Genomic DNA, 13,640 nt, shown 5'->3' on the forward strand with positions numbered 1-13,640 from the left:
TTCTAAATGTGTGCATCATATTCATCAAACCGAATTCGGTCATTGATTACCTGTCTTAAAGAATCTTTATCCCTTCTGTATTAATCTTCGTCATGTGTATTTCGAATGTTATTCCTGTTTTAGAATATACATTTTTCATAGCATTCTTTACGTTTTTTGCGGTTTCTAACCCCTTACTCAATGAGAAAATAGATGGGCCTGAGCCCGATATTCCAGCACCTAAGGCACCATTTTGTAATGAAGCTTCTTTTACTTCATTATAATGAGGAATTAGCTTGCTTCTATGTGGCTCTACAATAACATCATGTAGCGATTTTTGGATTAGGTTATAATCACTTGTATGTAAACCATGAATTAAACTTCCAAAATTGGCCCATTGTGTTACGGCATCTTGTAAAGCTACTTTTTTAGGAAGTATAGCTCTGGATTCCGAAGTTTTTATTTCTATTTGTGGGTGAATGATGGTTGCATATAAATCATCTGGGGATGGGATTTCTAAAATCTCTAAAGGCGCCACGCTCTTAACTAAAGTAAATCCTCCGAAGATAGCAGGAGCAAGGTTGTCTGCATGTTCACATTTACTTGCCAGGGCTTCGCCTTTAATGGCAAATTGAGTTAATTCGGTTTTGTTATAGGGATTACCTAAAAGCGCATTCATCCCAAAAACGCTACCAACAGCGCTTGCAGCACTACTACCAATTCCACTACCTGGTTTTATATTTTTATAGATTTCAATTTCGAAACCACAGTCTGGTTTTGCAGCTTCATACATGGCTAAGGCAGAAACACCGGCAACATTCAACTCCGCTTCAAATGGTAAATCAAACCCTTCTATTTTAGTAATACAGATTCCTTTTTTATCAGTTTTTCTTATGACCATTTCGTCACCTATATTGTCTAAACAGAATCCTAAAACATCAAATCCACATGCTACATTGGCTACTGTTGCGGGAGAAAATATTTTTATTTCGCTCATCTTTTTATAAAGAAGAAAAAGAGAAAAGAAAAAGACGAAATTTTAGTGTCTTAGTTCTCTTTTCTTTATTCTTATATCTTTTTAATTATTACCTATTCTAATAATATCTGCAAATAACCCCGAAGCTGTTACTTCGGCACCAGCACCAGCACCTTTAATGATCATAGGTTGTTCCGGGTAGCGTTGCGTGTAAAACATAACGATATTATCCTTGCCTTCAAGATTATAGAATGGATGTCCTTCTGGAATTTCCTGTAGGCCGACATTGGCTTCACCGTTGTTTAATTGCGCGACATATTTTAATTGACAGTTTTTCGCTTTTGCGGAAGCATATAGACCTTGATAATGAGCTTCATCCTCAACCAGCGTTTGATAAAAATCATCTACAGAATCACTTTTTAGTCCTGATTCTGATAAAAATGGTGTATTAGAAATATCTTCTAAATTCATTTGCATACCACTTTCTCTTGCTAGAATCAATATTTTTCTAGCTACATCAACACCACTTAAATCGATTCTGGGGTCTGGTTCTGTATAGCCTTCTGCAGCAGCTTGTTTAACAACATCATAAAATTTAGTTGTATCATTAAAATTGTTGAATACAAAATTGAGGCTTCCGGATAAAACGGCTTGTATGGACGTAATTTTATCACCAGAAGCGATTAAGTTATTAAGAGTATCAATAATAGGCAAGCCTGCACCAACATTTGTTTCAAACAAATAAGGTGCATTGTATTTGAGTGATAAACGTTTTAATAAACTATAGTTTTCGTAATCACTAGAACATGCAATTTTGTTGCAAGCTACAACACCAATACTTTGGCGTAAATAATTAGCATATAAATTTGCAACATCATAATTTGCCGTTACATCAACGAATATACTATTACGTAGATTCAATGATTTCGTTTTTTCAAAAAAGCCTTCCAAAGTAGCTTTTTCTCCCGATGCAAGCTGTTCTTTCCAGTTTTCTAAATCGATACCAAACTCATTAAAAATCATGGTTCTGGAATTTGATAATCCAGCAACACGTATGTTGATTTTTAAATTTTCTTTTAAGTAGATATTTTGCTGCTTTATTTGTTCAACCAATTTTTCTCCAACATTGCCTACACCAGTAATAAACACATTGAGTTGTTTGGTCTCTATTTCAAAAAATTGCTCATGTAAGGTATTTAAAGCCTTTTTTACATCGTTTTCTGATATAACAGCAGAAATATTCTTCTCTGAAGCACCTTGAGCAATGGCACGAATATTAATGTTGTTTTTCCCTAAAGCACTAAACATTTTTCCACTAATGCCTTGATGGTTTTTCATATTGTCACCAACCAAGGCAATAATTGAAAGATTTGATTCAATTATTATAGGATTTATTTTATTTAAAGCAATTTCATTTTCAAAGGCACTATCAATGGCTTGCTTGGCATTATCGGCATCTTTTTCTTCAATTCCCAAACAAATAGAATGCTCAGATGATGCTTGGGTGATTAATATAATATTAATTTTTTCCTGAGATAAAGTCTCAAATAAGCGCTTGGAAAAACCAGGAATACCAATCATACCACTGCCTTCTAGTGTTAATAAAGCGATATTACCTATATTACTAATCCCTTTTACGGGAGATGTAGCGTTTGTTTCATCATTAGAAATAATAGTGCCAATGGCTTCTGGTTCCAATGTGTTTTTTATATGAATAGGAATTTCTAAATCTAAAACAGGTTGTACGGTTGGCGGGTATAAAACTTTGGCACCGAAATGAGACAGTTCCATAGCTTCCTGATATGAGATTTTTTCGATAGGGTAGGCTTGTTTTACCAATTTAGGATTGGTTGTGTACATACCACTAACATCCGTCCAGATCTCAAGTTGTTCTACTTTTAATGCTGCAGCAACAATAGCAGCAGTAAAATCGGAGCCACCACGTCCTAAAGTTGTTTGTTCTCCAGCCACAGATTTTGAAACAAAACCAGGTAGTATTGTAATTTGTTGAGTAGCTAAACTGAAGTAGTCTACTATATTTTTATTAGTTAGGTTATAATCAACTTCAGCTTTAGTAAAATTAGCATTGGTTATGATTAACTCCTGAGAATTTTTACGATCTACAGATAAACTACGGTTTTTCATAGTTTCCGAAATAATGTATGATGATAATAATTCACCAAAACTTACTAATTTATCTGATGTTTTTGGAGACAGTTCATTTATTAGGTATATACCATCCAGTAGATTTTTTAGCTCATCTAGTCTGGTTTCGGTATATTCTATAATTGAGCTTGCATTGCTAGGGTTCAATTCATTTATAATATTTAAATGAATATCCTTAATGGTACTAAACGTGTCGTTAAAACCTGTATCTTTATTTTGAGCTAGTTTCCCAGCTAAAAGCAATTTGTCTGTAATACCGCCAACAGCAGATACAACACAGATAATAGAATCTTTTTTTGAATATCCAGTAAGGATATCTATAACGTTATTTATGTTTTTTGCAGAACCAACTGAAGTTCCACCAAATTTTAAAACCTTCATTTTTTAATGAATTGATAATTAAAAAAAATATTTTTGATGTCGTAATTGTAAAAATTACAACGATAGCCTGAAGAATATATAGTTAGCAACCCCAAAGGGTTGTAATAATTGTAGTTGTTCCAAAAATAGCAGGAGTTCCTTCTGTTAAAGAAGAAAAATGTATATCTGTATTTTGGTTTAAATGATTCATTATATTCTATATAATACAATTCAAAAGTATCACTTTTAACCCCAATTAAAAAACAAAAATTGCTTTTTTACAGGATTCTTATATACTAGCTATTTTCATTTAATAAAATCAACTTATTTGATTTGGAATTAAAAAAATGATAATATTAAAATGAGCCTTTTAAAGAGAATATGCCTTATAACTAATAAGTCATTCACTTTTATTTAAATCTAATAAATTAACTAGATTTTCATGCCTTTTCTATATCTAATTTGTTTTATAGGAATGTAAAACATAGTTAAAATACCATTTTAATACGTCTAAAAATATTTTTTGTAAGAATTTTTAACTATATTAGTGTAGGCCTAATTATAAAAAATCTGCAAAATGAAAACAAAATTACTTATAAAAAAACACTTAATAATACTTTCATTTTTCATTGTCATGCAAATGCATGGTCAGGTGACTGTTGTAAGTACAATAGACGCGAGTATATTGCCTGATAAGGAAGTAAACTTTAAAACAGAAATTAAGATATATCCAAATCCAACAAATAATTACATTAGTCTTTCTGGTTTAAGTGCAGCTAAAAATTATACAATTTACAATGTATTAGGAAAAAAAGTGGCAAAAGGAATAATAGCAAATAATAGTAAGACAAATGTTAAGTTTTTAAATAAAGGACTATACCTTCTGAAAATAGAAAACCATGGAATAGTTAAATTTATTAGAGAATAGTAGCTGTTTATATATTATTTATTTACAGTATTTTAAATAAAATATATTCAAATCCTTAGCTAAAACTTAGCTAAGGATTTTTTTATTGCCTAAATTGTGATCTTATTTACGTTGAACATAAATATCTTTCATATTCATGAAACTATTTTCTAAAGAACAAGTATACCAAGGTGATAAACTAACAGCAGAACGCCAAAAAATATCTTCAACAGATTTAATGGAGCGGGCAGGTATGCAAATTTTTAATTGGATGCATATGCGTATGCAAGGCGCTCAGGTACCTATTCATATCTTTTGTGGCATTGGTAATAATGGTGGAGATGGATTGGTATTGGCCAGACATTTAATTTTAGATGGATACCATGTTAAAACGTATGTTATTAATTGCAGTGATAAAAGGTCAAAGGACTTTTTAATTAATTATGATCGCATTAAAAATGTGACCAAAGATTGGCCAACACTTTTAAGTTGCACTGAAGATTTTCCTGAGATTCATCAAGACGATATTATAGTAGATGCTGTTTTTGGTATTGGGCTTAATAGGCCAGTAGATGATTGGGTGAAATCATTATTTATACATTTTAGAAAAACAAAGGCATTTACCTTATCTATTGATATTCCTTCAGGTTTAAGTACAGATAAAGTTTTAGAAGATGAAGATGCAGCGGTTTGGGCTGGTTATACATTGAGTTTTGCCTCACCCAAATTAATTTTCTTTTTACCAGAAACTGCGAAGTATACGATACAATGGGAAGTATTGGATATTGGTTTGGATCAAGAGTTTTTATATACAACGAATACAGAAGCTGAATTAATTGGGAAACACGAAGTATTACCTCTATACAAACCACGAGAAAAATTTTCTCATAAAGGACAATTTGGTCATAGCCTTATCATTGGAGGGAGCCATGGCAAAATAGGTGCAGTAACCTTGGCAAGTAGAGCGGCTTTATCTGCTGGAGCAGGTTTGGTTACCGCATACGTTCCTAAATGTGGCTATATGGTTTTGCAGGCCTCGTTCCCAGAGGCTATGGTTATAACAGATACAGACGAGGAAATAATTACAGCTATTGAATTCGATATAGAACCTACGGTTATAGGTTTTGGAGTAGGTTTGGGAACCAATACTAAAACGATTAGTGCTTTTGAAGCTTTTTTAGAGAAAAATAAAATCCCCTTGGTTATTGATGCAGATGGAATTAATATGCTAGCCAAAAAGAAAACACTTTTAAAGTTATTACCAGAAAACACTATTTTAACACCGCATGCTAAAGAGTTAGAACGTTTAGTAGGGGCTTGGAAAGATGATTTTGATAAGCTAAAAAAAGTAAAGGCGTTTTCTAAAAAATACACATGTATCGTTGCTGTAAAAGGGGCGAATACCATAACGGTATTTGGAGATAAATTATATATAAATACTACAGGGAATCCTGGTCTGTCTACTGGGGGAAGCGGCGATGTATTAACTGGAATTATTACGGGGTTCCTCTCACAAGGATATGAACCTTTAGAGGCTACCGTATTTGGAGTTTATTTGCACGGAAGATCAGCAGATATTGCAGTTGAAGATTTTGGCTATCAAAGTTTGGTTGCGAGTCATGTTATAGACTATTTAGGCCAAGCTTTTATAGATTTATTTAAGCAACCAGAACAGCCCACAGAAGCGACAGAACAAGAACAGGAAAAAGCGTAGAGATAGTTCGTGGCTCTTGTGTGAAATACATTTTAAAAAAAACATCTTAAAAATAGAGGGTTTTTCGATTTCAAACGTTTACTACTTAATTATCGTGAGTTCGTCTTAAAAATTGATATTTTTTATGAGCTTAGACTTACGTTTATTTAATATATTTAGGAACCTCAAAATATTAAGATTAATGAATTGTGATGATTACTCATCTAAAGATTCCGTTTGTGAAGAATATAATTACAACATAGCTTATAAGAAACACTCCAAAGAAGTTTTTAACTTTTTAGTGTTCAATTATGGAGACAAACAACTTGCCGAAGATATTATACAAGAAGCATTTTTAACTTTATGGAAGAACTGTAAAAGTGTGCCTTTAAAAAATGTAAGAGCCTATTTATATACAATTTCTAAAAATAAGATCATTGATACTTTTAGAAGCACTAATCGTATTTCAAAGTATAAAAAACACACATCTGTTACTATAGAGAGACAAACTCCAGAATATATTTTTGAAGAAAAAGAATTTCATCAAGAACTGAACCGTGTTCTCGATAATATGCCAGAAAAATATAGAGTTCCATTTTTATTGAATAGAGTAGATAAAAAGAAATATAAAGAGATTGCAGAAATAATGGAGGTAACAGTAAAATCTGTAGAAAAAAGAATTTTTAATGCTTTGGAATTTCTACAAAGAGAATTACAAATTAATAAAAAACGATTTTAGAGGAGGTTTTTTTGATTTGAAACGTTACATATTTAATGACCATAGTTATGGAGGAAAATAATTCTAATAAAATAAAGAAGTTTTTAAATTTTGAGTTTTCTTCAGAAGAAGAAAAAGAAGCTTTCAAGAACTCTGATACGTATTCAGAATACAAGGAAGTCTTGGAGTTGTTCGATCATGTTAAAGCTGTAGATTATAATGAAGAAGGTGTTTTAGAAAAGTTGGATTCAACACGCTTAAAAACTTCTACAAGTGGAAAACAAGTCATTCCATTGTACAAAAAATGGAAGACTATATCTATAGCAGCCTCTATATTGTTATTAGTTTCTGTTACTTTGTTTAGCATAAATAATAATCTGAAGCATCATACACTAGCAGGAGAGTCTACACAAATTTCACTTCCCGATGCTTCTAAAGTTTGGTTAAATGCAAAATCGGAAATAGCTTATAAAAAATCATGGAAGAAATCAAGAGCAATAAATTTAAAAGGAGAAGCTTATTTTGAAGTAGCTAAAGGTAAAACGTTTACGGTTAAAACATCCCAAGGTATTGTAACAGTTTTAGGAACTAAATTTAATGTAAAACAACGAGATACGTATTTTGAAGTGTATTGTTATGAAGGGAGGGTATCTGTTATGCACAAGGGAAAAGAAACCGTTTTAAAAGCGAATAGCTGTTTCAATTCAAAAACTTTAGACAAGACGATTCAAAAAAATGCCATGGTTAAAACAAAACCGCATTGGATTGAAAAAACATCAGTTTTTGAAAACACTCCAATAGACCATGTTATTGCCGATATCGGTATTCAATATGATATAAAATTTATTATGGGCAATCATTTAAATAAAAACTTAAAATATACAGGTAGTTACCACTATGATGATTCATTAGAAACGGTTTTAGATGTTTTTTGTCAATCATTAAACTTAACGTATATCAAAAAAGATAAAAGTATTTATTTGAATAATAAGTAAATGACCCTAAAAAAGCCTACAGCAAATGTATGGACAATCCTTTTGCTTTTTTCGATATGCAGCTTTGCCCAAAAAAATACTGTTTTACTTGCTGATCATTTAAAAAGAATTGAAAGCTTCCACAAAGTGTCTTTTAATTATGAATCCTCATTAATCAAAGACAAATTATGTATAGATTGTTTTTATAATGAAAATGCCTCTTTAAAGGTTCATTTAGAGTACTTAGAAAGAGAATTTATGGTGTCTTTTGCAATGGTTTCTTCAAATAAAATTGTAGTTAGACCTTTAAAAAAAGATACGCTATATTTTTACGACAGTGAAGATAATACGCCTTTAGAACATATCTTAATTGCGGACTTGAACAGCTCTAAAAATTGGATGACTAATGAAGAGGGGAAAGTTGTTTTTGAGAACATTATACCTGAAAAAATTCTAATATCTCATATTACCTATGGTAAGCAAAGTATAGATATTAGTAAATTAAATACGAATAGAATATATATAGCCAAGCAAATTCAAGGGTTAGAAACCCTATTTATCTATCCGTTCTTTTCTACGGGAACTTATAAGAAAAAAGATGGTACCTTTTTTATAAAAACAAAAGAGGTAGGAGCCTTGGCAGGATTAACGACTCACGATGTTATTAAAAACTTGGAGAACCTACCTCAGGTTACCAGTAACAGTGAATCGATTTCAGATTTAATCGTTAAAGGAAGCACACAGGATCAAAACCTATTCGTATGGAATGATGTAAAAGTCTATCAAAACAGTCACTTTTTTGGATTGATTTCTGCGTTTAACGAAAACTTGCTCTCTAGAATTACATTGTATGATAATGCGACCCCAGCAGAATATGGAAATAGTACAAGTAGTGTTATCAGTTTGGAACATGATCAGTCATTTTCAAAAAAAATAACGGGCGGTGTTGGCGTTAATTTTTTAAGTGCAGACGGTTATGTTAAAGTACCTATAAACCTGAGATCTGAAATATTGCTTTCAACAAGAAAATCGTTAACAGATGTTTGGGATTCACCAACGTATATAAATTATGCTAAAAAGGCATTTCAATCTTCAAATATAAAAACATTCAATACCCCAAATACAAATACTGTAAATGCAAGAAATACTTTCGATTTTCATGATTCACAGATACAATATAAATTAATAATTAACGAATCTAATAGTATAGGATTGAATGTATTGCTTTTGGCAAACAATTTATTATATACTGAAACGGACGTTAACGCTAGTAAAGAAAGTAGTTTAAAGCAAGAAAACACGGCTTTAGGGTTTAATTGGAAGCACACATTTTCCAATAAATCTCAAATAGAAACACTTGTTAACTATTCAAATTATAAACTACAAGGCGGAAACTTTCTGTTATCAAGAGACATTTCAAGTTTCCAGAGTAATAGCGTTCAGAATTACGAAATGACCTTAAAATACAGTTCGAGATTCAAAATTCCTGGCGTTGCATATCAAATAGGGGTTTCTCAAGAACATTTAACTGTTTCAAATGAGATTGATAATTTTAATCAGTTTTTTCAAAGTCAAACCAAACAGCAAAGTAATATTTATGGACTGTTTGGAACGCTTAATTATTATGGAAATAAAATAAATACAGGTTTAAACCTGAGACATGTTTATTATGAGTTTTTAAAATCATTTCAGTTTGAACCCCGATTCCACTTAACTTACAATCCTGTTCCAGAAATAGATATTCAGTTAAGAGGCGAAAGAAAAACCCAAAATATTTCCCAGGTTGTTAATTTGGAAAATAATTTTCTGGGTATAGAAAAGCGAAGATGGTTTCTAGCAAACAATATTATAGCGCCTTTACAAAAAAGTAAACAGTTAGAATTGGCCTTTGGTTTTAAAAAACGAAGGCACATGCTTCATTCGAGTGTTTATGCTAAAACCGTAAAAGGAATTACTACTAATAATCAAGGCTTTCAAAATCTTAACCAGTTTGAAAATCTTTTCGGCTCCTATACTGTTAATGGTTATACGTTTCATTATAACTATAAAAGTCATCTTTTAAATACTTGGATAAGCTATAATTATAGTAAAAACAAATACAAGTTCAAGGATAAAGACCTTAATGTTTTTCATTTTTATAATAATAATGATATAAGGCATAGTATTATTTCTGGGGTAAATATGAAACACAAATTATTTAATTTTTCTTTAGGGATGGAATACAGCTCTGGGAAGCCTTTTACATCAATAAATGAAGCATCACCAATTATTGAAGGAAAATTTAATACCATTAATTATAATGAACCAAATGAAGAGCGCTTATTAGATTATTTGAGGTTTGATGCATCGGTAAGTTATGATTTTGATATATCAAAAAAGGTCGATTATAAACTAACAGTAGGTTTAATTAATATAGGTAATAAAAAGAATATTCTTAACCGTTATTATGCGTTAACAGAAGACCAAAATAATATAGAAATATTAGATAAATATGGATTGGAATTTACGCCTAATGTATCGTTAAATGTTGATTTTTAGCATAGTACAATAATTTTTATAAATACAATAGAGGGTTTTGTGATTTACAATCGTTTTCATAACAACAAAACCCAAATAACATAATAATATGAAACATTTTTTTAAAGCATTACTTATTACAACCTTATTTTTAGGGACATTACTATCCTGCTCGTCTGGAGAGGAGACAAGCCAAAAAATATCGGATGAAAAGATTACATCAAGTTTATCGGATAAAATGGTTGAAACTGCCATTTCAGAGAATGATTATAGCCTCATAAATTTTAACTGTATTGAAGGTGCTATTATGGCACACTTTATAAATAATCAAGGTGACTATGCAGCATTTACACTAACATTGGGAGAAAATATACAGGAACAATTAGCTGTACTTAGAGAAAGTACCTTTTCAACAACAGGCATTCGGTTTACCAATGATGATTTATTTTTAGATTTATTAATTGATTATAGCACGGTCTCTGGAGGTATACTATCAGGTAGAGAAGATTTCATTCAATATTTTGAAGATTGCAGTTTTGAAGGTGATAAGCGACATCATAATAGTGAACCATTGCCTTTGTCTGGTGTTAATTATAATTGTTCTGGTGATGCACATTATGTTATCATAGAGGGCCTGTTTTTTGATAATATTCCATTAAGTGACAACCCAATACCTCTTAGCAGTGGTATTACAGCTGTAGAACAGGCTTTATTGGAGTATAACAATACTAATAATTCAAATTATACTATCGATAATGTCGGAGTTAGTTTAGTTGACTTCACATCGCCGGGGGGAACTGCTTCAAGAGCTATATGGAAATCCCAATTGGTAAATTATTTTGAAGATTGTACTTTAGATAAAGGGCGCTCTAATGACTGTATAAATTTCAAATACCCATTTGTGATCAATAAAATTAATCTCCAAACCGATGAAATTATACCTGTAACTATAACAGACGATAATGAATTAATTATAAATTTGGATAGTGCATATGTAACAATAGAATACCCGATAACTTTAGTAGCATTGAATGGAGACGAAATTATAGTAGATTCTAACGAAGAGCTTGAAACTGTCCTAACGAACTCGGAAACTTATTGTCATGATGAATGGTAGGGTAGGGTTGTATAGCTGAAAATATTTTGAGCTACCCTTCATTGATTATTAGGAGTAGATTACTTATGTTAAATTCTATTTACTAAAAAAAGAGACTGTCTGAAAAGTCATTATAGTTTAATTTGTCAGGTTGAGCTTGTCGAAATCGATATTGATTATCAGTAAGTTAAAAATATTTCGACAGGCTCAATATGACTTACATTTTACTTTTCAGGCAGCCTCTTTTTACTTTATTAGATATTGTGTCTTTTAAATATTTAAAGACTTAAATAATTCGACTAGCTTTGGACTGGATGGTCTTGGAGCATTAGCATCAACAACATTGCCAGCTGGGTCTATAAGAATAAAACGAGGAATACCTTGAATGTTATAATCTTGAACAAATTTTGATTTAAAATTATTATCTGCTAATAGCTGGATACCACCCAATTCCTTATCTGTAACCATTTTTCTCCAAGCATCATGCAATGTTTCATCATCTATTGAAATACTAACAAACTGGATGTTTTTACCATGGTATTGTTTTTCAACTTTTTTAAGAGCAGGAATTTCTCTTTTGCAGGGGCCGCACCAGGTAGCCCATACATCAATATAAACATATTTGCCTTTTAAATCTGACAATGATGTTGTGCCTCCTTTATGATTTTCGTAGTTAACAAACTCAGGTGAAGGCTTGCCCTCAAAATCGGTAAATTTAACAGCTTTCTTTTTTTTCTGAGTATAAGCAGCAGAAAACTCTTCATTAAGTTTTTCTAAACCAGCTATTTCACTTGCATAAAGTGTCGAGTCTATATTTTTGCTGTTTTCTAAAAGCTCACTTAGTTTATTTTCTATTTCATTAACTTTAGCTTTAAATGCATCTTCTTCTAAATCTAATAAATCTGGTGTAAACAGACTTTTTTGTAATAAAGATTTTTTTGCTATATAACTACTTGTTTCTGCACCAGTACCTGTATATTTAATACTTTCATTAATTTTCTGTGCATCCATAGTTAAATGAATATCAACTCCGTTTTTAAGGAACATGAAGGCCATCTCCTTTCCGTCAAAAAAATTATAAACCCCAGATTCTATTTTTAAAGTATCGCTAAATGTACCATCATCACTAACTTTAATGGTTTTCGAATATGTTCGTGTTCTAACGACTAAGGAATCGCTATTTTTATTAGTGATTTTACCGGATAAAGTTGCATAATCTTTGGGGGCGTTTTCACAAGCAATTGTGGCTATTGCAAGTGCTAAAAAAAGTATTTTTTTCATTTTTTTGGTTTATTATTCGGTCAAAAATAAACTATCTTAACAAAACTTTATTGTTTATTAACATTTTGTTAGGCATTAAAGGGGCTTATCCACAAGGCGGTAGCGTGAAAATAACTATTATAGTTTACAGGTTAGTTTCTTGTAATCTACAATCTCAGGTATAATGTTTAGCATATGTAATTGCTTTTGTACTGTCATAATAGTTTGCTTGTCAATTAAGCTTTGAGACCATTCTGTAATATTTAACCAATCCTGTACATCTTCAAGTTGCTGCTTGTACCTGTTAGCAATTGTTTTGTCTATACTCGGAATCTCTTTAAATTCAGTAGTCGTATTATTGATAATCTCTAAAATCGTTTTTAAATCCGCTTTGTTCGATTCAATAAAATCCTCTCGAACAGCAATGACGAAGCAAGGCCAAGGTGAAGGGCAATTACCTATATGCCTAAAGACACCATCATCAACCAGTGGTTTAGTAGTGAATTTTTCCCATAAAAAATAATCTGCCTTTCCAGAAGTTAATCCGTCTACAGCACCTTCTAGATTTTTTATAATTTCAAAATCGAGATCTTTTTCCAAATCCCATTCATTATTTTCAGCATTTATATAAGCCATTAAATGGGAACCAGAACCATATCGGCTTATGGCAGCTTTAGTTCCTTTTAAATCTTCTATCGTTTTATAAGATGAACTATGGGCTACATGTATCCCCCAAATTAAAGGCGTATCTACGAAAGTCTGTACAATCTTACTGGGGTTGCCTGCTATAATGTCTTTTATAATCCCTTCGGTAAGAATAACAGCTATGTCAATCTCTTTGTTTCGAAGTGCTTTACACATGGCACCTGTGCCACCAGCGTAATCGTGCCAGCGCAAATTAATATGCTCTTTTTTATAATCTCCATTTTTTAGTGTTAAGTACCAAGCTAGGTTAAAATGCTCTGGTACGCCACCAATATTTACTTTCTTCATT

Annotated in this window: 10 protein-coding genes; 6 read left to right on the forward strand and 4 right to left on the reverse strand. The window is 31.6% G+C overall.

The features are described 5' to 3' along the window. Positions 1-55: 55 nt before the first annotated feature. Both HHX25_RS18580 and thrA read right to left on the reverse strand, forming a co-directional pair. Complete coding sequence (locus tag HHX25_RS18580; protein WP_169676572.1) at positions 56-976, reverse strand: homoserine kinase; 921 nt, start codon at positions 974-976, stop codon at positions 56-58. An 81-nt stretch (positions 977-1,057) separates the two neighbouring features. Beyond that, positions 1,058-3,502 carry a bifunctional aspartate kinase/homoserine dehydrogenase I gene (gene thrA / locus HHX25_RS18585; protein WP_169676573.1) on the reverse strand — a complete coding sequence of 815 codons (2,445 nt, stop codon included), beginning with the start codon at positions 3,500-3,502 and terminating at the stop codon, positions 1,058-1,060. Between the two features lie 556 nt (positions 3,503-4,058). On the opposite strand from thrA, the gene HHX25_RS18590 reads away from it, so the two are divergent. The 6 genes from HHX25_RS18590 (at position 4,059) to HHX25_RS18615 (ending at position 11,407) form a co-directional block, all read left to right on the forward strand. Further along, the gene (locus HHX25_RS18590) at positions 4,059-4,409 is read left to right on the forward strand and encodes a T9SS type A sorting domain-containing protein (RefSeq protein WP_169676575.1); all 351 of its coding nucleotides are present in this window, start codon (positions 4,059-4,061) and stop codon (positions 4,407-4,409) included. Between the two features lie 136 nt (positions 4,410-4,545). Continuing rightward, positions 4,546-6,102, forward strand: a complete 1,557-nt coding sequence (locus HHX25_RS18595) for an NAD(P)H-hydrate dehydratase (RefSeq protein ID WP_169676577.1) — start codon at positions 4,546-4,548, stop codon at positions 6,100-6,102. Positions 6,103-6,283: 181 nt separating this feature from the next. Beyond that, positions 6,284-6,820, forward strand: a complete 537-nt coding sequence (locus HHX25_RS18600; RefSeq protein ID WP_169676579.1) for an RNA polymerase sigma factor — start codon at positions 6,284-6,286, stop codon at positions 6,818-6,820. 47 nt (positions 6,821-6,867) lie between these two features. Then, a complete protein-coding gene (locus tag HHX25_RS18605; RefSeq protein ID WP_169676582.1) occupies positions 6,868-7,794 on the forward strand; it encodes a FecR family protein in 927 nt (308 codons plus the stop codon). Then, the gene (locus tag HHX25_RS18610; protein ID WP_169676584.1) at positions 7,795-10,311 is read left to right on the forward strand and encodes a TonB-dependent receptor; all 2,517 of its coding nucleotides are present in this window, start codon (positions 7,795-7,797) and stop codon (positions 10,309-10,311) included. It begins immediately after the preceding gene. Positions 10,312-10,399: 88 nt separating this feature from the next. Then, positions 10,400-11,407, forward strand: coding sequence for a hypothetical protein (locus tag HHX25_RS18615; RefSeq protein WP_169676586.1), 1,008 nt, complete (start codon positions 10,400-10,402; stop codon positions 11,405-11,407). A 249-nt stretch (positions 11,408-11,656) separates the two neighbouring features. On the opposite strand, the gene HHX25_RS18620 is transcribed toward HHX25_RS18615, so the two are convergent. Beyond that, positions 11,657-12,667 (reverse strand): TlpA family protein disulfide reductase, encoded by a 1,011-nt coding sequence (locus HHX25_RS18620; protein WP_169676587.1) that lies wholly within the window; start codon positions 12,665-12,667, stop codon positions 11,657-11,659. Between the two features lie 117 nt (positions 12,668-12,784). Next, positions 12,785-13,639: a substrate-binding domain-containing protein gene (locus HHX25_RS18625; RefSeq protein WP_169676589.1), complete on the reverse strand. Its 855-nt coding sequence runs from the start codon at positions 13,637-13,639 to the stop codon at positions 12,785-12,787. Position 13,640 lies beyond the last annotated feature (1 nt).

Origin of the sequence: Flavivirga algicola, from assembly GCF_012910715.1 — a bacterium.
Taxonomy (GTDB): domain Bacteria; phylum Bacteroidota; class Bacteroidia; order Flavobacteriales; family Flavobacteriaceae; genus Flavivirga; species Flavivirga algicola.

Bases quoted from the DNA above. Each gene is read 5' to 3' on its own strand.
- HHX25_RS18580 (WP_169676572.1), bottom strand. From the start codon at position 976: ATGAGCGAAATAAAAATATTTTCTCCCGCAACAGTAGCCAATGTAGCA.
- thrA (WP_169676573.1), bottom strand. From the start codon at position 3,502: ATGAAGGTTTTAAAATTTGGTGGAACTTCAGTTGGTTCTGCAAAAAAC.
- HHX25_RS18590 (WP_169676575.1), top strand. From the start codon at position 4,059: ATGAAAACAAAATTACTTATAAAAAAACACTTAATAATACTTTCATTT.
- HHX25_RS18595 (WP_169676577.1), top strand. From the start codon at position 4,546: ATGAAACTATTTTCTAAAGAACAAGTATACCAAGGTGATAAACTAACA.
- HHX25_RS18600 (WP_169676579.1), top strand. From the start codon at position 6,284: ATGAATTGTGATGATTACTCATCTAAAGATTCCGTTTGTGAAGAATAT.
- HHX25_RS18605 (WP_169676582.1), top strand. From the start codon at position 6,868: ATGGAGGAAAATAATTCTAATAAAATAAAGAAGTTTTTAAATTTTGAG.
- HHX25_RS18610 (WP_169676584.1), top strand. From the start codon at position 7,795: ATGACCCTAAAAAAGCCTACAGCAAATGTATGGACAATCCTTTTGCTT.
- HHX25_RS18615 (WP_169676586.1), top strand. From the start codon at position 10,400: ATGAAACATTTTTTTAAAGCATTACTTATTACAACCTTATTTTTAGGG.
- HHX25_RS18620 (WP_169676587.1), bottom strand. From the start codon at position 12,667: ATGAAAAAAATACTTTTTTTAGCACTTGCAATAGCCACAATTGCTTGT.
- HHX25_RS18625 (WP_169676589.1), bottom strand. From the start codon at position 13,639: ATGAAGAAAGTAAATATTGGTGGCGTACCAGAGCATTTTAACCTAGCT.